Annotated in this window: 19 protein-coding genes and 1 pseudogene; 9 read left to right on the forward strand and 11 right to left on the reverse strand. The window is 67.1% G+C overall.

Annotated elements, in window-relative coordinates:
- Nucleotide 1: 1 nt before the first annotated feature.
- From E0T84_RS08335 to E0T84_RS08345, 3 genes are all read right to left on the reverse strand, one after another.
- The gene (locus E0T84_RS08335; protein WP_070185037.1) at nt 2-1,498 is read right to left on the reverse strand and encodes a carotenoid oxygenase family protein; all 1,497 of its coding nucleotides are present in this window, start codon (nt 1,496-1,498) and stop codon (nt 2-4) included.
- A 90-nt stretch (nt 1,499-1,588) separates the two neighbouring features.
- A complete protein-coding gene (locus tag E0T84_RS08340) occupies nt 1,589-2,209 on the reverse strand; it encodes a DUF6199 family natural product biosynthesis protein (RefSeq protein ID WP_070185038.1) in 621 nt (206 codons plus the stop codon).
- Nucleotides 2,210-2,269: 60 nt separating this feature from the next.
- On the reverse strand, nt 2,270-3,865 hold the full coding sequence (locus E0T84_RS08345; protein ID WP_070185039.1) for a CdaR family transcriptional regulator: 1,596 nt from the start codon (nt 3,863-3,865) through the stop codon (nt 2,270-2,272).
- An 83-nt stretch (nt 3,866-3,948) separates the two neighbouring features.
- Here E0T84_RS08345 and pruA point away from each other — a divergent pair, with 83 nt between their 5' ends.
- Both pruA and E0T84_RS08355 read left to right on the forward strand, forming a co-directional pair.
- Nucleotides 3,949-5,577 carry an L-glutamate gamma-semialdehyde dehydrogenase gene (gene pruA / locus E0T84_RS08350; protein WP_138744204.1) on the forward strand — a complete coding sequence of 543 codons (1,629 nt, stop codon included), beginning with the start codon at nt 3,949-3,951 and terminating at the stop codon, nt 5,575-5,577.
- Between the two features lies 1 nt (nt 5,578).
- Nucleotides 5,579-6,538: a proline dehydrogenase family protein gene (locus E0T84_RS08355; protein WP_070185041.1), complete on the forward strand. Its 960-nt coding sequence runs from the start codon at nt 5,579-5,581 to the stop codon at nt 6,536-6,538.
- A 7-nt stretch (nt 6,539-6,545) separates the two neighbouring features.
- On the opposite strand, the gene E0T84_RS08360 is transcribed toward E0T84_RS08355, so the two are convergent.
- The 3 genes and pseudogenes from E0T84_RS08360 to E0T84_RS31795 form a co-directional block, all read right to left on the reverse strand.
- Entirely contained in the window at nt 6,546-7,541 is a 996-nt protein-coding gene (locus E0T84_RS08360; protein ID WP_083283923.1) for an isopenicillin N synthase family oxygenase, read from the reverse strand.
- Nucleotides 7,542-7,575: 34 nt separating this feature from the next.
- Nucleotides 7,576-8,133 carry an NUDIX hydrolase gene (locus tag E0T84_RS31790; protein WP_070185046.1) on the reverse strand — a complete coding sequence of 186 codons (558 nt, stop codon included), beginning with the start codon at nt 8,131-8,133 and terminating at the stop codon, nt 7,576-7,578.
- A pseudogene (locus tag E0T84_RS31795) lies at nt 8,125-8,604 on the reverse strand (DUF309 domain-containing protein); the annotation flags it as partial. The gene E0T84_RS31790 and the pseudogene E0T84_RS31795, both read right to left, overlap by 9 nt.
- Before the next feature lie 25 nt (nt 8,605-8,629).
- On the opposite strand from E0T84_RS31795, the gene E0T84_RS08370 reads away from it, so the two are divergent.
- Nucleotides 8,630-10,036, forward strand: coding sequence for an acyl-CoA synthetase (locus tag E0T84_RS08370; protein ID WP_070945564.1), 1,407 nt, complete (start codon nt 8,630-8,632; stop codon nt 10,034-10,036).
- Between the two features lie 599 nt (nt 10,037-10,635).
- Here E0T84_RS08370 and dapD read toward each other — a convergent pair.
- Nucleotides 10,636-11,580 carry a 2,3,4,5-tetrahydropyridine-2,6-dicarboxylate N-succinyltransferase gene (dapD, locus tag E0T84_RS08380; protein WP_138744206.1) on the reverse strand — a complete coding sequence of 315 codons (945 nt, stop codon included), beginning with the start codon at nt 11,578-11,580 and terminating at the stop codon, nt 10,636-10,638.
- Between the two features lie 73 nt (nt 11,581-11,653).
- Here dapD and dapE point away from each other — a divergent pair, with 73 nt between their 5' ends.
- The 4 genes from dapE to E0T84_RS08400 all read left to right on the forward strand — a co-directional run bounded on the left by dapE (nt 11,654) and on the right by E0T84_RS08400 (nt 16,046).
- Nucleotides 11,654-12,712 (forward strand): succinyl-diaminopimelate desuccinylase, encoded by a 1,059-nt coding sequence (gene dapE / locus E0T84_RS08385; RefSeq protein ID WP_249383600.1) that lies wholly within the window; start codon nt 11,654-11,656, stop codon nt 12,710-12,712.
- Nucleotides 12,709-13,074, forward strand: a complete 366-nt coding sequence (locus E0T84_RS08390) for an RNA-binding S4 domain-containing protein (protein ID WP_070186862.1) — start codon at nt 12,709-12,711, stop codon at nt 13,072-13,074. The genes dapE and E0T84_RS08390 overlap by 4 nt, the downstream gene beginning before the upstream one ends.
- 273 nt (nt 13,075-13,347) lie before the next feature.
- The gene (locus E0T84_RS08395; RefSeq protein WP_070186861.1) at nt 13,348-14,169 is read left to right on the forward strand and encodes a hypothetical protein; all 822 of its coding nucleotides are present in this window, start codon (nt 13,348-13,350) and stop codon (nt 14,167-14,169) included.
- A gap of 254 nt (nt 14,170-14,423) precedes the next feature.
- Nucleotides 14,424-16,046: an ABC-F family ATP-binding cassette domain-containing protein gene (locus E0T84_RS08400; RefSeq protein ID WP_070186860.1), complete on the forward strand. Its 1,623-nt coding sequence runs from the start codon at nt 14,424-14,426 to the stop codon at nt 16,044-16,046.
- On the opposite strand, the gene E0T84_RS08405 is transcribed toward E0T84_RS08400, so the two are convergent.
- From E0T84_RS08405 to E0T84_RS08420, 4 genes are all read right to left on the reverse strand, one after another.
- A complete protein-coding gene (locus tag E0T84_RS08405) occupies nt 16,027-16,896 on the reverse strand; it encodes a type VII secretion target (protein ID WP_138744208.1) in 870 nt (289 codons plus the stop codon). The genes E0T84_RS08400 and E0T84_RS08405 overlap by 20 nt on opposite strands.
- Before the next feature lie 71 nt (nt 16,897-16,967).
- A complete protein-coding gene (locus E0T84_RS08410; RefSeq protein WP_138744209.1) occupies nt 16,968-19,046 on the reverse strand; it encodes an ATP-binding protein in 2,079 nt (692 codons plus the stop codon).
- A gap of 10 nt (nt 19,047-19,056) precedes the next feature.
- The gene (locus E0T84_RS08415; RefSeq protein WP_070186857.1) at nt 19,057-19,446 is read right to left on the reverse strand and encodes an anti-sigma factor antagonist; all 390 of its coding nucleotides are present in this window, start codon (nt 19,444-19,446) and stop codon (nt 19,057-19,059) included.
- A gap of 45 nt (nt 19,447-19,491) precedes the next feature.
- A complete protein-coding gene (locus E0T84_RS08420) occupies nt 19,492-20,181 on the reverse strand; it encodes a TetR/AcrR family transcriptional regulator (protein WP_083284222.1) in 690 nt (229 codons plus the stop codon).
- 103 nt (nt 20,182-20,284) lie between these two features.
- On the opposite strand from E0T84_RS08420, the gene E0T84_RS08425 reads away from it, so the two are divergent.
- Nucleotides 20,285-20,845 (forward strand): TIGR00730 family Rossman fold protein, encoded by a 561-nt coding sequence (locus tag E0T84_RS08425; RefSeq protein ID WP_070186855.1) that lies wholly within the window; start codon nt 20,285-20,287, stop codon nt 20,843-20,845.
- A gap of 92 nt (nt 20,846-20,937) precedes the next feature.
- Complete coding sequence (gene fadD6 / locus E0T84_RS08430) at nt 20,938-22,716, forward strand: long-chain-acyl-CoA synthetase FadD6 (protein ID WP_070186854.1); 1,779 nt, start codon at nt 20,938-20,940, stop codon at nt 22,714-22,716.
- The last annotated feature ends 8 nt before the right edge of the window (nt 22,717-22,724 follow it).

Consider the following 22,724-nt stretch of genomic DNA (forward strand, 5'->3'; position numbering starts at 1 on the left):
GCTAGCGGCCGGACGGTACGTCGGTGGCCACCCAATTGCCGTGGAAGCCGTGCGGAACCCGAACCGGAATATGCACGGTGGCAACGGGTGCCAGGGTGGCGGCATCCAGCAGTACGAGATCGCTGCGGTTCTCGGCACGGTCGTAGACGAATCCCATCACCACGCCGTCGTTCTCGTCGGCTTCGGGTCCGGACGGGACGAAAACGAACTCGCCGGGTTCGCGCCCGGGCCCGAAGTCGACCCGGTCGGTGGTGCCGTCGCGCAGGTCGTGGCGAAGGAGGGCGGACGGTGCCGCACCCGCTTCGGACGGAAAACCGACGGTGTAGCCGTACCGGTGCGGCCGCCCGGTGAGTCGATCATCGATCCGGGGGAACTCCTGGGCATCGTCATCGAGTCGCTGCTCCTGCACCCGGCCGGTGCGGAGGTCAATGGTCCAGCGGTCCAACGTGATCGAGTCGGTGAACAGTCGGTCCCCGGTGGTGAACACCGCCGGGTGCCGCACGACATCGAGCACGATCTGCTCGCCGTCCGGCCCGGTCTGGTCGTAACCGTTGAGGGCGTGGAAGACGTAGCACGGCGCCACGTCGAACCACCGGATGTCGGCGGCCGCACCCTCGCGCGGCAGCACCCCGATGCGGGCACCGTGCTCGGGGGCCCACCGATACGGCATCGACGTAGTCGGAAGCGTGGCGCGCTCGGAACCGCGCATCGCCGCACGCAACACGAAGTCCGGTGCCGCATGCCGGGCGGCGAACCCGGTCAGCAGCCGCGCCGCTGCCCGCGCCGGAGCGCTCTTGACCATGGTCGTCAGGTCCAGCACCACCGGCAGGTCGTAGATCACCACGTACTTTTCGGTGAGGGTGAAGTCGTGCATCATCGTGTGCGCCGGCAAGGCGATATCGACGGTGCGCCGGACCCGGCCGTCCACCCCGGTGACGGTGTAGCTCACCAGGTTGCCGCGCAACGGATTGTATGAAACAGCGTGCAGCTCACCAGTTTTCGGATCGTGCTTGGGATGTGCGGTGAATCCGCCGAACAGGGTGCCGCAGAAATCGGACGGGCCCACCGTGTCGAGTTCCTCGGTGAGCTCGTAGGGCCGCACCCCGGCCTCGGTGAGCACCAGGGTCTTGCCGGCGTGGCCGATGATGTTGGTATTGGCCGGGAAATCGAAGCCGCCCGCGTGCGCCCCGCCGGCCCACTTCACGCCGAGCTGGCGCGTCATCGAGGACGACCGCACCCAGCGGTTGCGGTACCAGGTTGCCGCGCCGTCGCGCAGCCGGATCCCGTGCGCCATGCCGTCACCCAGGAACCAGTGGTGACGCCGCGGATCGGGAGCTCGCAGCGGGTTGGGGCCGGTGCGCAGATAGCGCCCGTCGAGATAGTCCGGGATGGTCCCGGTGACCGTGAGGTCGGTGATCGTGACCTCGTCATGCACCGGTGCGAAGTTCCCGCTCAGAAACGGATGTTCGGATTCCTGCTGAATCGCTTCGGTAGTCATACCCCTACGGTGCCGCTTCGGACGCTTCAGCGGGACGACTTCACGGCTGATTCGTTTGTCAACCGAACGATGGACAGGGCAGTGGCGTTGTCACAACGGCGGGCGGGCCATGGAGCATTCGGTGGGCTGCTGCGATTTTCCCAGGGACTGCAGGCCGCCGTGGTAGTACAACAGCATGTCGTGGTGCTTGGGCAGCGTGCGGTCCCGAACCCACATGTTCTCCGTCGGGGTGTTGGGCTGGCCGCCGGACCTGCGCACCGCGTCCTTGACGAACTCGATCTCGACCTCCAGCCCGTCGGCAAGTGCCTGCACTTCTTGGTGATTGGCGATCATGCCGTTGTCCCACTTGATGGTCTGATTGAAACGCGGCCGGACCTGCGTCTCACATCGTTGCCGTGCTGCGGCATAGAGGTCGGATTGCTGCTGCTTGGCCCCCTCATCGCTCTTCTCGCCGAAATACTGCCCGATGCAGGCGATGCCCACGACCACAGCCACGACGGCCCCGATGATCCGCCCCACACCGTTGACCGCGACGTAGGTGTCCGACGGCTCGGTCTCTCCGCGGAACTTCCAGCCTTCATCGAGGTAGAAGGCGAGCTTGGGGCGCGTCGCGAAGAACACCAACGCGGCGGCAAGCAGGAAACACAGTATGCCCAGCCCCAGCATCGCGAACTCCTTGTTCGAACCCGTCGCATCAGTTCTCGATGCCATTCTCAGGGACGAACGGCGGGCCTGAACGCACCAGATTCGACCCGGCACCGATTCTCGGGCTCACGCCGTGGCCCGCAAGCCCAACGAAAGCAGCAGCCGCACGTCGGCATCGTTGAGCGAAGCCCCCAACAGCTGCTCGACCCGGCGGATCCGGTAGCGCACCGTGTTGGGGTGCACATGCAGATGCTGGGCCGCCGCCGCCACATCGCCGAAGCAGTCCAGGTACACGCCCAAGGTCTCGGCGAGCACCGGCTCGTCGGCGCGCAGGGTGCGCACCCGCGGGTCGATCAGCCGCTCATCGGCGGCGATCGCGGTGACGATCTCGTCGAGCAGCACCGTGGTGCGCGCCTCGGCCAGTGAGGTGACCGCGGCCAGCGTGCCGGGATGACGCTCAGCGGTGTCGAGCACCCGGTCCACATCGGCGCGGGCGTCGGCAGCACCGGCCAACCCGGGCACCGGGCTCGCGATCACGGCGTGCAACTGCAGGCCCAACTCGGGGCGCAGGGCGGCCACGGTGCCCCGTACCCACGACGCCACCGCCTTGCCGGTGCTGGGGAACAACACATAGACGCGCGAACCGACCGAAGCCATCTGTGCGTCATGGCGAAAAGCGCTGGCGCTCAGGGCAAGGACATCGGCGAGCCGGGTGCTCGCGGTGCCGCCGGTGTCGGTAGCCCCGGCCCAGCCGCTGAAGCCGATGACAGCCGCGCGGCCGCCGGGGGCCACGCCCAGTTCCCTGGCGATCAACTCGACTTCGACGGGCGCGTCTGTCTCGCCCAATCCCAGCACTTCCTGCACCCGCACCGCATGGGTGGACGGGGCGGCAGCCAACCGCGCCATGATGCGCGCGGCCAGTACCGCGGCGCCCCGCAGGGTGTCTTCGGCATCGTCGGCGAGCGGGCGGCTGCCCTGCTGCACCCAGATGGTGCCGATGAAGGCCGGGGCCCGGCGCTCGTCGACGGCCGGAGCGAAGATGCCGATCGCCAGCCGGGGGCGCAATCCGAGTTCGGGACGCTCGGCCACTCGCACCGCGTCCGGCCGGGAACGCAGCGCGTCGAAGATGCCCCACTGGGCGATCCAGGCCAGATGCTCCGGGGGGCCGGCCCGACCGAGAATCGACAGCCGCCGCAACTCGTCGGCCTCGTCGCTGGACGCCGAATAGGCCAGCACGTGCGACTGGGCGTCCTCGATGCTGACCATGCCGTGCGTGCGTTCTGCCACCGATTGGGCGAGGCTGAACAGGTCGGTGCCCGAATCATGCAGCGCGCCGTCACCGTGGTGTTCGAAGACGTGGTTGACCAACCGGTAGAGGCGCTCCCAGCGGGCGCGTGGATCGACGGCGACCACGGCGGTGCCTGCGGCTGCAGCCCGGCTGACCAACGCCGCCGACGGTTCCTTCATGAAGATCGCCGTCGGCGCGCGGCGCGCGCTCTGCTGCTCGACCCACCGCAGCGCGTCGTTCTCGGAGACACCGAGCAGGAAGAACAGGTCGGCGGCCCCAGCGGACGGCGCCAGACCCAGGCGCACGTCATCGGAATCGATCAACGCGGCCGAGGCCACCGGCAGATCCAACCCGCGTGGGGCCTGCACCAGCCGGACCAGCGTGGCGTCCAGCGCCAACAGCAGCTGGCCCAAGCTGACACCCGTGGTCCGCATGTTGTCCGATTCTACTGATCAACGAGGTAAAGCTTGTCTGATCAGACAAGTGTTACGTGGGTCACGTCGAGGATTCTGGAGACATGGATGCCATCACCAACGTGCCGTTGCCGGCCAACGAGCCGGTCCATGACTACGCACCGGGCTCAGCCGAACGGACCCGCCTCAGCACCGCGCTCGGCGAACTCGCCGGGGCACCGATCGACCTGCCGCACGTCATCGGCGGCAAACACACGATGGGCAGCGGCGCACGCATCGACGTGGTGCAGCCGCACTGCCACAGCGCGCGGCTGGGCACCCTGACCAACGCCGAACACTCCGACGCCACCGCGGCCATCGAGGCCGCCCTGGCCGCCAAGCGCGACTGGGCCGCGCTGCCGTTCGACGAACGCGCCGCGGTGTTCCTGCGGGCGGCCGACCTCCTGTCCGGGCCGTGGCGGGAGAAGATCGCCGCGGCCACCATGCTCGGTCAGTCCAAGTCCGCCTACCAGGCCGAGATCGATGCGCCCTGCGAACTGATCGACTTCTGGCGGTTCAACGTCGCATTCGCCCGCCAGATCCTGGCCCAGCAGCCGATCAGCAGCCCTGGCGTGTGGAACCGCACCGACCACCGGCCGCTGGAAGGCTTCGTCTATGCCATCACGCCGTTCAATTTCAGCGCGATCGCGGGCAACTTGCCCACTGCACCTGCGTTGATGGGCAACACCGTGGTGTGGAAACCCTCACCCACACAGACTTTCGCGGCCTACCTGATCATGCAGCTGTTGGAGGCCGCTGGGCTGCCGCCCGGTGTGATCAACCTGCTGACGGGGGACGGGATCGCGGTCTCGGATGTGGCACTGGCCGATCCGCGCCTGGCCGGCATCCATTTCACCGGGTCCACCGCCACCTTCCAGCACCTGTGGCGTGAAGTCGGCGCGAACATCGACCGCTACCACACCTACCCGCGGCTGGTCGGCGAGACCGGCGGCAAGGACTTCGTCCTCGCCCATGCCTCGGCCCGCCCGGATGTGCTGCGCACGGCCCTGATTCGCGGTGCCTTCGACTACCAGGGGCAGAAATGCTCAGCGGCCTCCCGGGCCTTCATCCCGCGTTCGGTCTGGAACCACATGGGCGACGATTTCCTGTCGGCCACAGTGGACCTCAAGTGCGGAGATGTCACCGACCTGACCAACTACGGCGGCGCCGTGATCGACGACCGCGCCTTCGCGAAGAACGTCGCGGCGATCGAGCGGGCCAAGGGTGCCGCGGGCGTCACCATCGCGGCTGGAGGCGAATACGACGACACTGAAGGCTATTTCGTGCGGCCCACCGTGCTGCTCTCCGACGATCCGACCGACGAGGCCTTCTCCACCGAGTTCTTCGGTCCGATCCTGGCCGTACACGTCTACCCGGACGCGGAATACGAACGGATCCTCGACGTCGTCGACACCGGTGCCCGTTACGCGCTGACCGGGGCGGTGATCGCCGACGATCGCACCGCGGTGCTCACCGCCGCCGAACGGCTGCGGAACGCCGCGGGCAACTTCTACGTCAACGACAAGCCGACCGGCGCGGTCGTCGGCCAGCAGCCGTTCGGCGGATCACGGGCCTCGGGCACCAACGACAAGGCCGGCTCCGCGCTGAACCTGTTGCGCTGGACCTCGGCCCGATCCATCAAGGAGACGTTCGTACCGCCGACCAATCACACTTACCCCCACATGGAGGTCTGAGATGGGAGTGTTTCAGCGGGTTGCGCGCCCGACGATCCTGGCCGCGTCGCGCTCGCCGCGGCTACGCCACACGGCTGAGCGCCTCCCGATCACCCGCAAGGTGGTCGACCGTTTCGTCGCGGGCGAGACGGTACCCGACGCGCTTGACACCGTTGGGGCGCTGCGGGATTCGGGTCGCTTTGTCACCGTCGACTACCTCGGTGAGGACACCACGAGCAGCGAGGACGCCGAGCGTACCGTGCAGGCCTATCTGACCCTGCTCGAAGGGCTGGCTCGTCGCGGCGACGTCGAGGCGGCAGCGCAGCCGCTCGAAGTGTCGCTCAAGCTATCGGCGCTCGGCCAGGCGTTGCCGCGTGATGGCGAAAAGATCGCCTACGAGAATGCGCACACGATCTGCGCCAAGGCCCGCGAGGTGGGCGCCTGGGTGACCGTGGACGCCGAAGACCACACCACCACCGACTCGACGCTGTCGATCGTGCGTGACCTTCGTACCGAATTCGACTGGCTGGGCACGGTTCTGCAGGCCTACCTGCGCCGCACCGAGGCGGATTGCCGCGAGTTCGCCGCAGCCGGAGCCCGGATCAGGCTCTGCAAGGGCGCTTACGACGAACCCGCCTCGGTGGCCTACCGCGACGCAGGCGAGGTCACCGACTCCTACCTGCGGTGCCTGCGGGTGCTCATGGCCGGTTCGGGCTACCCGATGGTGGCCTCACACGACCCGGTGATCATCGACGCGGTGCCCGCCCTGGCTGACGAATTCGGCCGAGGCGTGGACGGTTTCGAGTACCAGATGCTCTATAACATTCGCGACGCTGAACAACGTCGGCTGGCCGAGGCGGGCAACCATGTGCGGGTGTACGTTCCGTTCGGCAACGAATGGTACGGCTACTTCGTGCGGCGGTTGGCCGAGCGCCCGGCCAACCTGATGTTCTTCCTGCGGGCACTGGCCGAGCGCCACTGAGCCGACGTCAGCCGGGACTCAGGTCGTAGGCGAGCTTGAACTTGTCCAGCAGATAAGGCCCCGACACCACGGGCTCGTACCGTGGCGGATTGTCCGCCGTCGCGCAGGTGGGGATGCACTCGATCAGGGCGTCGTAATTGGGCTGGTGGAAGAACGGCAGGCTGAACCGTTCAGCACCGGCGCCCGTGCTCACCACGCGGTGCACGGTGCTGACCCACCGGTCGTTGGTCCACCGGGCCAACAGGTCACCGATGTTGATGACGAACGATCCCGGGACCACCGGAACGTCGAGCCACTCGCCGCGAACGCCCCGAACCTGGAGTCCGCTCTGGGATTCGTCCTGCAGCAGGATGGTGAGGTTGCCCCAGTCGCTGTGCCGGCTCAGCCGGACGTGTCCGGCCGGCTGACGATCAGCCGGGTAGTGGTTGGCCATCAGGTTGGAGTGGTGCCGGTCGATCAAGCCATCGAACCAGTCTTCGCGTAGTCCGAGGGCCAGGGCGAACAGCCGCGACAACTCGGTCGCAAGCACGGCCATCTCGTCGTAGTAGCGCTGGTAGGCCGTACGGAATCCCGGCACGTCGGGCCAGGTGGGCCGGTCGCAGCCTTCGGTGTTGCCCAGCGGGAAGTACACGAATTTCTCGACACTGTCCGGTGATTCATGCTCGGCTTCGGGGTCGGCTCCGTCATTGGTGGCCGCGAGCTTGCCCGCACTGCTGAACCCGCGGGCCAGCGGATCGGCGGGGTCCGCCCTGATCTGCTCCTTCGCGGCCTGAGGCAGCGAGAAGAACTCGCGCAGAGCGCGATTGACATCGTCGATCACCGCATCGGGGACCCCGTGTCCAGCGAGCAGGAGAAACCCACTGGTCTCGCAGCACCGGCCGATGGCATCGGCCACCACCTGACGCTGACGCGCGTCGCCAGTGCGCGCGCTGCTGATATCGATCAACGGGACGAAGCCGTCGCGCAGGACAACTTGGTCGACTACCACCTCTGATTGGCTCACACGGTCGACGCTAGAACCTCAACCTAAGTTGATGTCAACGCTGAATTCGGCTCTCGCGCAACAGCAGAAATGTCAGCGCGGCGATCGACTGGGCATCGGTGACCTCGCCGTCCCGGATCATGCGGTCCAGTTCGGCGCGGGAGAACCACGCGCTGTGCATGTCCTGTTCCTCGTGCTCGCGTTCGTGTTCGCCCTCGGTGAGGCCCGTCGCCAGAAATACCCACCCGCGCTGGCTGCTCATCCCGGCGGCCACGTCCAGCTGACCGAGTCGTTCCATGGTCTGGGCCCGCAGCCCGGTCTCCTCGCGAAGTTCGCGGTGGGCCAGGGTTTCCGGATCGAGGTGATGCTGGTCGGGTGCGGTGCCCTGCGGGAACTCCCAGCGGCGCAGCCCCAGCGGGTAGCGGAACTGCTCGACGAGATGGAACCGATCCTGATCGGCGTCATACGGGATCACCAGGGCATAGGTGGGTTTGTCCACCACGGCGTAGATGCCGGCGCTGCCGTCGGGACGGACGATGTCGTCCTCGCGCAGCGTCAGCCAGTTGTTGCGGTACACCTCGCGCGTCGCCGTCCGGCGGATCGTGGCCCTCAGACCGGTGCGCAGCCGCACCGGCGCGATGTCGCCGGCGTTCTCGACGTCACCGGCCAGGGCATCGGCATAGGCGACCAGGCCGGCCACGTCGACGCCATAGGGCGCCGGTCGGTCGACAAGTGACAGCCGCGTCGATGCCCGCCGCAGCAGGGCGGCCGCACCGGCCCGGTTGCCGCGCTGCACATGGGTGATACCCACGGCCAGCTGGGCCAATCCCTGCCAGAGCGCACGCTCGTGCTCCGGGCCGTTCTTCCATGCCGCCTCGAGGACTTCGTGCGCACTGAACGCCTGACCGCGGTCGAGCAGATCCTGGGCGTAGGCGAGCGTTTCGGCCGGCGAGAGCTCCAGGTCGTCGGGGATCCGGGGCACGCCCTCACTGCCGTAGGGCAACGGCCGGCCGAGTGCGTCACGCGGACGGGTGTTGCGCGGCCGGCCCGCATCGTCGCGGCCGCGTCCAGCTGCTGTGCCCATGGCACCCGACGGTAGCCTCACAAGAGTGTTGCTGGCCTCTTTGAACCCTGCAGCGGTCGCCGCGGGCGCCGAACTCGTCGACGCTGTCTCCATCGACGGGACGGTGCTGAGCCGGAGTGATCTCGTCGGCGCCGCCACCTCGGTGGCCGAGCGGGTGGCCGTTGCGCAGCGCGTCGCTGTGCTGGCGACCCCAACCCCGACGACGGTCCTCGCCATCATCGGATGCTTGATCGCCGGCGTGCCCGTGGTCCCGGTACCGGCCGACGTCGGCACGGCCGAACGTCGGCACATCCTCGCCGACTCCGGCGCCCAGGCCTGGCTGGGGGAGCAGCCTGAGGAGGCCGAGGGGCTGCCGCACGTCCCGGTGCGGCTGCACGCCCGGTCCTGGCACCGCTATCCCGAACCGGCCCCGAACTCGACCGCGATCATCATGTACACCTCCGGGACCACCGGAGCGCCCAAGGGCGTCCCGATCAGCCGCCAGGCCATCGCCGACGACATCGACGCACTGGCCGCCGCGTGGCAATGGACGGCCGACGACACCCTGGTACACGGGCTGCCCCTCTTCCACGTGCACGGTCTGGTGCTGGGGCTGCTGGGCTCGCTGCGGATCGGAAACCGCTTCGTACACACCGGGAAACCGACCCCGGCCGCGTACGCGCAAGCCCAGGGCACGCTGTATTTCGGGGTACCGACGGTGTGGTCGCGCGTGGTCAAGGATCTCGATTCGGCCCTGGCCCTGTCCACGGCCAGGCTGCTGGTGTCCGGTAGCGCGCCGCTGCCCGTTCCGGTGTTCGACGAGTTGGTGCGATTGACCGGGCATGCGCCGGTGGAGCGTTACGGCAGCACCGAATCGCTGATCACGCTGAGCACCCGCGTCGACGGTGAGCGCAGGCCCGGTTGGGTCGGGCTGCCGCTGGCCGGGGTGCAGACCCGGCTCGTCGACGACGACGGCGCACCGGTGCCGCACGACGGCGAAACCATCGGACGGCTCCAGATAAAGGGCCCCATGGTGTTCGGCGGCTACCTCAACCGGCCCGAGGCCACTGCCGAGGCCTTCGATTCCGACGGCTGGTACCGCACCGGCGACGTCGCGGTCATCGATGCCGACGGTATGCACCGCATCGTCGGGCGCGAGTCGGTGGATCTGATCAAATCGGGCGGTTACCGCATCGGTGCAGGTGAGATCGAGACGGTGCTGCTCGGTCATGACGGTGTCGACGAGGCGGCTGTGGTCGGGGTGCCCGACGACGACCTGGGGCAGCGGATCGTCGCGTTCGTCGTCGGCAATGCCGCGCCCGAGGTTCTGATCGAATTTGTCGCTCAACAACTTTCAGCGCACAAACGCCCCCGCGAAGTTCGACTTGTCGACAGCCTGCCACGCAACGCCATGGGCAAGGTGATGAAAAAGGAACTGGCGCAATCGGGCTGAGGTTCTCCGCGGTCTGCATCGACGCACACGACCCCGCAGCCGATCCTCACCCCGCACCTCGTTCAGGAACCGTGCCGGGGAACAACGTGGTCAGGAATCGTCTGCATCCGGACTTCATCCCGGACGATCAGCAGGCCGAGGTGGACCTGATCGCCGCGTTCGCCCTGAAATAGCCGACCCCGTCAGCGCGTTAACAAAAAGCGTAGCGTGGGCGATAGAGGGGTTAGAAAGTGCACGTCAACCTGCCGATGTTTGGAGGCCACACGTGAATCTCAAAAAGATCGCGGGAACAGCAATGATCGCCGGTGCGCTCGGTGCCGGATCCCTCGGGCTCGGCACGGCCTCAGCGCAGGCTGACCCTGGCCCCCGTATTCCGTGGGTTCCGGGCCCCGGCTGGGTGGATTGGAACCCGGGCCCCAACCTGCCGCCTGGGCAGATCAAGAAGTGGTGCCCCGGAAACAACCCGCCTGGTCACTGGATCGGTGGCCCACACGGGATTCCCTGCACCTAAAGCGGCGTGAGCCAGCTCGAACGTCGGCTTGTGTTTCAGTCCTTCGCGGAAGTGTGAAACACAAGCCCACGCTCGGCCGGACGGAAATCTAGTTGGCGTGTAGCGCGTCGTTGAGCGTGATGCCGGTGCCGTCACGCTTGACCACCTCAACCGCACCGGAAAGCGAGTTGCGGCGGAACAGCAGGTTGTTGGCCCCCGACAGCTCGACAGCCTTGGTGGTTTGGCCGTCTGCGGTTGTCACTTTGGTACCGCCGGTGACATAGAGCCCGGCCTCGACCACACAGTCGTCGCCCAAAGAAATTCCCAGACCCGAGTTGGCGCCCAGCAGGCAACGCTTGCCCACCTTGATCACCTCTTTGCCGCCGCCGGACAGCGTGCCCATGATGGACGCCCCGCCACCGATGTCGGAGCCGTCGTCCACCACCACACCGGCCGAGATCCGGCCCTCGACCATCGAGGTGCCCAGGGTGCCGGCGTTGAAGTTCACGAAACCTTCGTGCATGACCGTGGTGCCCGCGGCAAGGTGGGCACCCAGCCGCACGCGGTCGGCGTCGGCGATCCGCACGCCTGACGGGGTCACGTAGTCGACCATGCGGGGGAACTTGTCGATGCCGTACACGGCCACTGCGCCCCGACGCCGCAACCGGGCCCGCGCCGTCTCGAAACCCTCGACCGCGCACGGACCGAAATTGGTCCACACCACGTTGGCCAGCAGGCCGAAGACGCCGTCCATATTGGCGCCATGCGGGGCTACGAGCCGGTGCGAGAGCAGGTGCAGCCGCAGCCAGACGTCGTGCGTGTCGGCGGGTTTGTCCGCGAGGTCGGCGATCGTGGTGCGTACCGCCACCACCTCGACACCGCGGTCGGCGTCGGGGCCGGTCAGGCCCGCGAATTCGGCGGGCACATCGTCGCCCGTGAGCTTCACCGTGCCGGCGTCGCCGGAGGCGCTCAGCTCAGGGGCGGGAAACCAGGTGTCAAGGACGGTCCCGTCGGCGGTGATGGTGGCCAGGCCGACGCCAGATGCTGCAGTCACGCTGGCCAAGGTTACTGGACTAATGTCGAGGACCGTGGCGCACTCTTCGGCTCTTCGCGCGAGCGGCTCATCGCTGGATTTGACTGCCGATCCGATCGCGCTGACCGCTGCCTTGGTGGACATACCCAGCGAATCCCGCCATGAGCAGCTGATCGCCGACGAGATCGAAGCTGCGCTACGCGCACAGGCGCCGTGGTTCGAGGTGGTCCGCAACGGTGACGCGGTCCTGGCCCGCACCAACCTGGGCCGCCCGTCGCGGGTGCTGCTGGCTGGTCACATCGACACCGTTCCCGTGGCGGACAACCTGCCCAGCCACATCAAGAACGGTGAGATGTGGGGTTGCGGCACCTCGGACATGAAGTCCGGCGACGCGGTGTTCCTGCACCTGGCGGCCACCATCGCCGAGCCGAGCCACGACATCACCCTGGTGATGTACGACTGTGAGGAAATCGAGTCCAGCGCCAACGGGCTGGGTCGTATCGAACGCGAGCTGCCGGACTGGCTACGGGCCGACGTCGCGATCCTCGGCGAACCGTCCGGCGGCTTCATCGAGGCGGGCTGCCAGGGCACCATCCGCGTCGTCGTCAGTGCCAACGGCACTCGCGCGCATTCCGCGCGATCCTGGCTGGGCGACAACGCCATTCACAAACTCGGCGCCGTGCTGGACCGGTTGACGGCGTACCAGCCCCGCGACGTCGACATCGATGGTTGCGTGTACCGAGAAGGGCTGTCCGCGGTGCGCATCGACGGCGGCATCGCCGGCAACGTCATCCCCGATGCCGCATCGGTGACGGTGAACTTCCGGTTCGCTCCCGACCGCAGTGTCGAGCAGGCCGTCGGCCACGTCCATGAGGTGTTCGACGGGCTCGACGTCACCATCGACCTCACCGACGCCGCCGCGGGCGCCCTGCCGGGGCTGGCCAAACCGGCGGCTGCCGCGCTGGTGGCCGCGGCCGGGGGACAGGTCCGCGCCAAGTACGGCTGGACGGATGTGTCCCGCTTCGCCGCGCTCGGCATCCCCGCCGTCAACTATGGGCCGGGCGACCCCAACCTGGCTCACAAGGTCGACGAGCGGGTAGAGGTCGCGCAGATCACCACCGTCACCGACATGCTGCGGCGCTATCTGACATGAGTTCCGTTCGCGTCGACAGCTGGATCTGGGCCGTGCGGATCACCAAGACCCGGTCCGCGGCGGCGGCCGCCTGCCGCGGCGGCCACGTCCGGGTCAACAACGTGCCCGCCAAACCAGCGCAGCACGTGAGCCCCGGTGACGAAGTGCGGGTCCGGCTGGACGGGCGGGAACGGATCGTCGAGGTCATCCGGCCCATCGCCAAACGTGTGGGAGCGGCGGTCGCGTCGGAATGCCTGATCGACCGCAGCCCGCCACCGCCGCCCAAGGAGATGGTGGCCGCCGTTCCGGTCCGTGATCGAGGAGCCGGTCGGCCCACGAAACGGGAACGGCGACAACTTGATCGGCTGCGCGGGACGTTCTGAAATGACTTTCCGATGACGTCAGCGGCCATTTTGCTGCCCGGCGCCACGGAGTCTGCAGCAAATTCAACACGAATTTAGCCGGACTACCAGCGAACTTGGAATCATTTGCGCTATAGCCCGTGAAATGACTCCAAAATGGGGTTATGGTGACTGCACGGCTTGGCTGCAGGGGCTCCCGGGAAAATTTCCCCTGGCGCGTTGATTGCCGTATGACGTGCCGTTTTCGGCAGACGGTCTGGGTCGTGTCCGATAACTCGACAAAGGAGAAGACCAGTGTCATCCGCCAACCTGGCGATCGATTTCGAGGGCGGAGTGTCCGAGGCCTGGACCTCGATAGCAACCTTCGTGCCGAAACTCCTCGCCTTTCTAGCAATCCTTGTCATCGGCTGGATCATCGCCAAAATCGTTGCCCGGATCGTCAAGGCGATTCTCGGTCGCATCGGCTTCGACCGCGTCGTGGAACGAGGCGGGCTCAAAGATCTGCTGGCCCGGAGCAATTACGATGCATCGGGCATCCTCGCCAAACTCGCCTACTACGCGATCCTGCTGATCACTTTGCAAATGGGTTTCGGAGTGTGGGGCCCCAATCCGGTCAGTGAGTTGCTTGCCGGCGTAGTGGCATGGCTGCCCAAGCTTTTCATCGCTCTGGTGATCATCGTGATCATCGGTGCTATTGCCAAGGGCGTGAAAACGGTGATCGGCGACGTGCTCGGTGGGTTGTCCTACGGCAACTTGTTGGGCACCGTGGCGTCGTTGTTCGTCTGGGGCATCGGCATCATCGCGGCGCTGAACCAGATCGGTGTCGCCACCACCGTCACCACGCCGGTACTCATCGCGGTTCTCGCCACCATCGGCGGCGTGGCCGTCGTGGGTGTCGGCGGTGGTCTGGTCCGACCGATGCAGGAACGTTGGGATCGCTGGCTCGGCAATATCGAGGCCGAGATTCCGGCCATGCGCAGCCAGGCCGAGGCGAACCGTCCCCATCAACCTTCCTACGCAGGTGCCACACAAACCCATGCAGCCCAACCGAATCCGGACTACCCGGCCGGAGCGCAGCAGCTGCGGCGCGTCGAGCCCCCGGATGGGCGCGCCTGATCCACGCCACCCTGACGATCGGTATCCACCGCAGCGTTAGGGCCAGCCGTCGTGGTCGGTGAGCCCATCGGGCCGCCGACCACGACGCCGTGATAATCGATTGCGCGCGTGCGTACTATGGGTAACGCATCTGCTGTCAACCGAGGTGGGCCGAAAACATGCTGGGAGAAGACATCTCCGGGTGATCCCGAGAGTCGATTCATTCCTGTCCATCTGTGCGGTGCCTTCTGCCCGCAGCGCCTTGGAGTCCCAGCATGTCCATTGTCTGTTCCCATTTGTCGTTCTCCTGGCCCGATGACGTCGAGCTGTTCTCGGACCTGTCGTTCTCGATCGGCCCTGGACGCACCGGCCTGGTGGCGCCCAACGGCGCCGGAAAGAGCACGCTGCTCAAGCTGATCGCCGGCGAATACCGTCCCTCTGCAGGCTCGGTGACCGTCGACGGTGCTATCGGTTACCTACCCCAAAGCCTGCCGTTCACCGCCGATCTCACCGTGGCCGCGGTGCTGGGAGTGGCCCCGGTGCTCGACGCATTGGCGGCGCTGGCCGCCGGTGACGCCAGCGAGGAAGTGTTCTCCACCATCGGCGACGACTGGGACATCGAAGAACGCTCGCGTGCCCAGTTGGACCGGCTCGGGCTCGACAACCTGGCGTTGGATCGGCGGCTGGGAACGTTGTCGGGTGGGGAAGTGGTGTCGTTGGGACTGGCGGCCCAACTGCTCAAGCGGCCCAGTGTGCTGCTGCTCGACGAACCCACCAACAACCTGGACAGCGCGGCCCGGCACCGCCTGTACGACGCGCTCGACGGCTACTCCGGCTGCCTGCTGGTGGTCAGCCACGACCGGGTGCTGCTGGACCGCATGGACCAGATTGCCGAGCTCTACGGCGGTGAGATGATCTTCTACGGAGGCAATTTCACCGACTACCAGCAGACCGTGGAGGCGGCACAGGCGGTGGCCGAGGGCAATATCCGCAACGCCGAACAACAGCTCAAGCGCGAGAAGCGACAGATGCAGGAGGCGCGGGAGCGTGCTGCCCGACGCTCGTCGAACGCGGCGCGCAACGTCAAGGACGCCGGGTTGCCGAAGATCGTGGCGGGCAAGCTCAAACGCGATGCGCAGGAATCGGCCGCCCGGGCCGATGATGTGCATGCCAAGCGGGTCGATGACGCGCGCAACCGCCTCGGCGAAGCCGAGCGAATGTTGCGTGACGACAAGGTAATTGCGCTGGACCTGCCCGACACCATGGTGCCGGCCGGCCGGACCGTCTTTGCCGGGGACGGACTGCAGATCAGCCGTGGTGGCCGGAAACTGTTTGTCGACAACGGTATCGGGTTCACCGTGCGCGGCCCGGAGCGTATCGCGTTGACCGGTCCCAACGGAGCAGGAAAGTCGACGCTGCTGCGGCTCATCGACGGCACCCTGGAGCCCGAGTCCGGGACAGTGCAGCGAGCCGACGGGCGCATCGCCTCGCTCTCGCAACGCTTGGACCTGCTGGACGACGACCGCACGGTGGCCGAGAACCTGGCGTCCGCCGCACCGAGTCTGTCGCATACCCGGCGCATGCATCTGTTGGCACAGTTCCTGTTTCGTGGCGACCGCATCCACCTGCCGGTGGTCGCGTTGTCGGGCGGGGAGCGGTTACGGGCGACGCTGGCGTGCGTGCTCTATGCCGAACCGGCACCCCAGCTGCTGCTCCTGGACGAGCCGACGAACAACCTCGATCTGGTCAGCGTGGGACAACTGGAGTCCGCACTGAACGCCTACCGGGGCGCGTTCGTGGTGGTCAGCCACGACGAACGGTTCCTGAAGGCCATCGGTATCGACCGCTGGCTGCGCCTGGACGGTGGAGAGTTGAGCGCTACTGCTGCCGCGGGTTGATGTTGTGAATCTGGGTCGGCACCGTGCTGACGCCGAAGCCGTCCTCCACTGCCGCACCGGCGGCGGCCCCTGCCTCGGCCACGGGGGCGCGAGCGCCCTCGGTGCTGTCGTGCCGGGCGCCGTCCAACCTGTCGTCTCTGCCCTCGTGCTTGGCATCGTCCTTACCGTCGTGCTTGGCATCGGACTGGTCGGCGGGTCCACCGGCGCCGTCGGCGCCGGGTCCCTGGTGGTCGGCGGCTTTGATGGCGTTCTCGGCTCCCGCACCACTGACATCGGATGCCATCGCGGCAGCCTCGCCGCCTCCGCCGGCACCCTGCATGGCAGCTTCGACAATGCCCTGCACACCCTGCATGGCCTGTTGTGGCACCTGCGTCATCGCCTGGGTCAGCCCCTGCAGCGGCTGGGTGACCGACTGCATCATCTGGCCGGCCATCTGGCTGAACTGGCCCATCATCTGGCCCGCACCGCCCGCTCCCGAGCTCGCGTCACCGGAACCACCTGAGCCACCGCCCGCCGCAGACGCAGAGGACTTTCCTCCATCGAGCGCATCGGCCTGGGCCTTGAGCCGCTCGGCGGCATCCATGTCACCGCGGGCGTATGCCTGCGAGGCCTTGCCGAGCAATTCGGACATCCTGCCCGCGGCGACCTGGGTGGCGCCCAAAGCGCCGTCACGGGCAGACGACGCACCATCGAAGGCGTTCTGCATCGGGAAACCTATGGCGCCGTGGCTGGACGCGAGGTCTGACGGGCCGGCGAACGAATTCTTGAAGCTGCTGATGTCTTCACTGACCCCGCCGACGATGCCTTGCAGGCCGGTGATCGCGCCTGTGTTGGCGACGAGCTGGTTCATCGAGCCCCCTCGAGGTCGTGCGGTCTAACTGGGCATTTTACCGTCGGCGGGCCTCGTGCCGATGCGGGAACTCAACTCGCGCACGCCTGACGGGTGGCATCCCCAGCGGCCGCAAGCATCCCGATGTCGCGGTATTGAGTCGCCACGTTGCGTAATGCGGCATGATCCCCGGCCGCCAGCGCCCGAGCGTGCTCCAGTGTCAGTTGCCCGAACACGCAATCCAGGTCCACGCGCAGCAACGCATCGACCGCGCGGGTGTCGCCCAGTCTCACGCCGTCGTGCAAGGCTCGCAGCATCACCGCGTATTGTCCGCCACGCTCGGCGGCTTTGGCGGCCTCGCGAGCGGCGGTCACCGCGCTCACCGAATCCTTGCGGGCAGAACACATCCAGGCTCGGGCCAGCGCCAACTCCGGCGCGAACAACATCGACTTGAGCCCGTGCCGGGATTCCGCCCGGGACAACGCTTTTCCGGCCTCGACCGGCATGCCGCGTTGGCCGACGGCCTGTGCCAAGAGCATCCAGGCCAGGGGTCCCCAGGAATACCCGGTCGGCGCCAGCGCGGCGGTCGCCTTGCGCAACAACGCAATCGCCTCATCGCAGTCACCGCGGACCAGCAGCACGTCAGCCATCAGCACCTCGCCGATGGAGCGGCCGGGCTGCAGCAGCTGGGTGAAATCGGTGATGCCCTTGGCCATTTCCTGGGCCCGGTCCAGCTGCCCGGTCATCAGCAGCGCCGTGGTTTGGCCGAACCCGCTCGTGAACCGCAGCAGGCCCGGATGCCCGGCTGCCAGCGCACGCTGTGCCATCGCATCCACCCGGTCGAACTGGCCAAGCCGGGCGCAACTCAGCGCCGCCGTCGAACCCGCCCAGCCGATGGCGGTGTCATCGGCGGCCGGGGAGTCCAGCACCTCCATGGCCAGACCCAAAGCCCGTTGGGGTGTACCGGCATTCATCGCGAAAGTGGCCGCCAGTGCGTCGAGCGTGGACTGGGCCTGCGGCGTCGACACCTGCCGGCGGGTGGAACGCAGGAATGCGGTCGCGCGTTCGGGTTCCGAGAGCATCCAGAACTGATTGGCCGCCTGTGGCAACGCCCACGCCATCAGCTGGTCCTCGGACAGGCCGGCCGGATCGATCTGTCCCAGAACGGCATCAGCCTCACGGCCACGTCCCTGCCAGGCCAACGCGTACGCGAGAGTGAGCAGGCCCGTGAAATCGGAGGACGCCGCAGTCGCGGCCCGCGCCAGGCGCTCGCTCAGTTCCAGGTCGCCCAGCCGCAGCGCCTCGCTTGCGGCCCCCACGAGTTCGTCCACTGGCGGGCGGACGTCGCTGTCGAGCGCGAGTACCGCCACCCGCAGCCGGTCCACCACACCGGGCCGCGACGTCGCGGACAAGCGCTCGACCAGCGTGCTGCGCAATCGCCTCAGCCCCGGCCCGCCGATGGTCGCGCGCATGCCGCTGAGAAACAGCGGATGCACACAGCGCGCCATCGCGTCCTCGACGCGCACCACGCCGCATTCTTGTGCCTCTTGTACGGCCCCGGCGCTGGTCAGTGCCGTCAGATCGGCCAGCGGGAGTGGATCGTGCACCGACAATTGCCGTAGCACGGAGAGCGCACCGTCTGGCAGATCGGCGAGAAACGTGGCGACCTGATCGGCCAGGCGGGCGTCGTCGTGGCCCGGCGGTGCCATCTCGACCCGATTCACCAAGCCGTCATCCCACAGCGCCGCGACGTCGTCGGGTGCGTCGGCCGCGGATGCGGTGACGATGAGTTTGGCCGCCCCACTGACCGCGAGCTGGTACACCAGGGCTGCGGACAAGCGGTCCAGCAGATGTGCGTCGTCGACGACCAGCAACAGCTCGGTCCCGAGCGTCTCACGTGCGGACCGGAGCACGTCGGCGGTCTTGCCCGCCGGAGGAATGTCGATCAGGTGCGCCACCGCCGCGAACGGAACGGCCGCAGCCGATTCGGTCCCGGTTATCCACACCACGCGACGGAAATCGCTTGCCAGATGTTCGGCGGCGGTGCGAATCAGCGAGGTTTTGCCCACGCCGGAAGGGCCGAGGAGGGCCGCGCCGCAGCTCTCCTGCAGGCCGGCCTCGAGGCCATCGAGTGCGCGGTCACGCGGTGCGATCACCCAGTCGACAGCCATCCATCGAATCCTATGGGGGGCGGTGGCCGTTCAACGCCGAATTGAGGTCCGGGTGCGCCGACACCGCATCGTCCATGCCGCATTCGGTGATGATTCGCAGGATGCTCGGCTGACGAAGTACCACCCTCAACGTGACCGCCTGTGCGCGGCAGTCGACGGTCATTTTGGCCAGGGCGAGTAGCGCCCCGCAGTTCATGAAGTCCAGGGATCCCGCATCGACGACGAGCGTCGAGGATTCGGGTGCCGCGGCGGCCGATTCGTGGAGCATGCGCTGCCAGTCGGATTCATTGTGGGCATCGGCTTGTCCGAAGACCTGCACGATGAGGCCTTCGGGGATGGTGCGAACTGTCCAGTGCAGCTCGTGATCCTGCTTGCTCGATTCCACGATGAAACCGAGCATAACCGCCGAAGTTTACGTTGTAAACACGGGTGATCATGGTCCCGATCAGGGATTGGGCAGCCAGGTCTCGATGCGGTCGAGCATGGCCTCCAGTGCTTCCTCGAACTCGTCGGCGCTGTGGTCCTCGGCCAGCATCGGTTGCAGCCGACGCAGGTTCGGGTAGTCGTCCAGCGTCGTGTCGGGACGCGGCTCATCGTCGAGAACGGCCTCGTCGGGGCTGAGGGTTACCCCGCGCGCGGATACCTCCAGCAGCAGTTGACCCACCAGAAACGTGGTGTACGTCCGGTACGCGGCCACTGCGGCGTTGTCGCTGAACCCGTAGGACAGCAGTGTTTCCAGAAAAGTCTCCATCCAGCGCAGGCTGCGCAGTGGTGGCCGCACCCACGGTGCCTCGGGGGCTTCCGTCGCCACGAGCGGGAACACATCGGGATGGTCGATGGCGATCTGGCGCACGCCGTGGCCGAGCCGGAGCAGAAAGTCCTGCCAGCCGTCCTCTTGCCGGCGTGCGGCGAGCTGATCGGCGTAGAGGCGGTCCACGATGTGGTTGACGACACCGGTCAGCAGATCGCCCCGGCTGTGCACATAACGGTAGAGCGCCATGGCCTCGACGCCGCAGGCCGCACCCAGCCGCCGCATGGTCAGTTTCGTCAGACCATCGCGATCGATCAGCTCGATCGCGGTATCCAAGATGAACTCGCGGCTCAGCCTTACCGGCTGGTCGGCATCGTCAGTCACCAGGATCGTCCCTCCGCGTTCAGTTCAGTCTCCCCGCGAGCCGCGGTCGCGTCCATCGCCCACCCGTCATCGCTGGTTCACCAGCACCCTTTAGTTTGGGTACGTGTCCGGTGAAACTGACCGCGAGTTTGCGGTATGTGTCTATTGCGCTTCGGGGCCCACCCATCCCGAGCTGCTGGCTTTGGCCAGTGAGGTCGGGGTGGCCATCGCCAAGCGCGGATGGACGTTGGTCTCCGGCGGCGGCAACGTCTCGGCGATGGGCGCGGTCGCGCGGGCCGCGCGTTCGTCCAACGGCCGCACGGTCGGCGTGATCCCCAAGGCCCTCGTACACCGTGAGCTCGCCGACGTGGACGCGGCGGAACTCGTGGTCACCGACACCATGCGGGAACGCAAGAAGGAGATGGAGGACCGCTCCGACGCCTTCATCGCCCTGCCGGGCGGCATCGGCACATTGGAAGAGTTCTTCGAGGCATGGACCGCGGGTTATCTGGGCATGCACGATAAGCCCGTGGTGCTGCTCGATCCGTTCGGTCACTACGACGGGTTGTTGACCTGGCTGCGTGGGCTGGCCGACTCCGGCTACGTCAGCAGCCAGGCGCTGGATCGGTTGATCGTCGTCGACGAGGTCGCCGCAGCGCTCGACGTGTGCGCAGCGCTTACGTAGAACCGGCGGTAACGGCGGTCACCAGCGCGGTTATGGTGTTGCCCACACGAGAGCCATCTCGAGACCCATAACAACATGCAGGGGGAGACCGCATGACCGACCAGAAATCGGGCACCAGAAGCAGCGTCGGCCTACTCGACCTCGCCAGCCAGGTACCCGGTCTGCTGATGGATGCGCCGGTCATCGCACGGGGCGTGCTCACCGGAATGATGGCCCGGCCGACGGCCAAGACGTCGATCGGCAAGGTGTTCCAGGAGCGGGCAGCCCAATACGCCGACCGGGTTTTCCTCAAGTTCGAAGACCAGCGTGTCACTTACCGCGAGGCCAACGAGACGGTCAACCGCTACGCGGCCGTGCTTGCCGCCAAGGGCGTCGGGCACGGTGACGTGGTCGGGGTGATGCTGCGCAACTCGCCCGACGCGGTGCTGTTGATGCTGGCGATCGTGAAATGCGGCGCCGTCGCGGGCATGCTCAACTACCACCAGCGCGGCAAGGTGCTGGCTCACAGCATCGGGCTGCTCAACGCGGCCGCCGTGGTGGCCGAGTCCGATCTGATCGAGCACATCACCGAGTGCGGGGCTGAGGCCAACGGCCTGGTCACGGTCGAGGAGCTGCGCCGCCTGGCGTCCACCGCGCCGACCACCAATCCCGCCAGCACATCGGCTGTCCTGGCCAAGGACAAGGCCTTCTACATCTTCACCTCGGGCACCACCGGCATGCCCAAGGCCAGCGTCATGACCCACTACCGCTGGCTGCGCGCGCTGGCCGGGTTCGGCGGCTTGGGCCTGCGGCTGCACAGCGATGACACCCTGTACTGCTGCTTGCCGCTCTATCACAACAACGCCCTGACCGTCTCGGTCGGATCGGCGCTGAACTCGGGTGCCGCTCTCGCCCTGGGCAAGTCGTTTTCGGCATCTCGGTTCTGGGACGAGGTCATCGACTATCAGGCGACCGCGTTCGTCTACATCGGTGAGATCTGCGGCTACCTGCTCAACCAGCCGCCCAAGCCGACGGACCGCGCACACAAGGTCCGCGTGATCGTCGGCAACGGGTTGCGTCCGGCCATCTGGGACGAGTTCACCCAGCGATTCGGCATCCCGCGCGTCTGCGAGTTCTATGCCGCCAGTGAGGGCAACACCGCGTTCGTCAACGTCTTCAACGTCTCGAAGTCCACCGGCATCTGCCCGAGCCCGGTCGCCTTCGTCGAATACGACGCCGACAGCGGCGAACCCGCGCGTGGCGCCGACGGCCGGCTGCGCAAGGTCAAGCGCGGCGAGCCAGGCCTGATGTTGTCCAAGGTCAACGCCCTGCAGCCGTTCGACGGCTACACCGACAAGGCTGCCAGCGAGAAGAAGCTGGTGCGCAACGCCTTCAAGAAGGGCGACGTCTGGTTCAACACCGGCGACCTGATGCGGTCCCAGGGGCTCGGCCACGCGGCGTTCGCCGACCGCCTTGGCGACACCTTCCGCTGGAAGGGCGAGAACGTGGCGACCACCGAGGTCGAGGCTGCCGTGGCCAGCAATCCGCTGATCGAGGAGTGCACCGTGTTCGGCGTCGAGGTGCCCGGTGCCGGTGGGCGGGCCGGCATGGCCGCGGTGCAGCTCAAGGACGGCAAGGAGTTCGACGGCAAGGAATTGGCCGACGCGTTCTACGGCCACCTGCCGGGCTACGCCGTCCCGCTGTTCATCCGCGTCGTCGGCGAACTGGCCCACACCTCGACGTTCAAGAGCCAGAAGGTCGACCTGCGAAAGCAGGGCTACGGCTCCGACATCGAGGATCCGCTGTATGTGCTGGCCGGCCGGGACGAGGGCTATGTGCCGTTCTACCCGGAATACCCCGACGAGGTGACGGCAGGTAAGCGGCCCAAGTAGGCAGGTGT

The sequence above is a fragment of the Mycobacterium sp. DBP42 genome (genome assembly GCF_005924235.1).
Taxonomy (GTDB): domain Bacteria; phylum Actinomycetota; class Actinomycetes; order Mycobacteriales; family Mycobacteriaceae; genus Mycobacterium; species Mycobacterium syngnathidarum.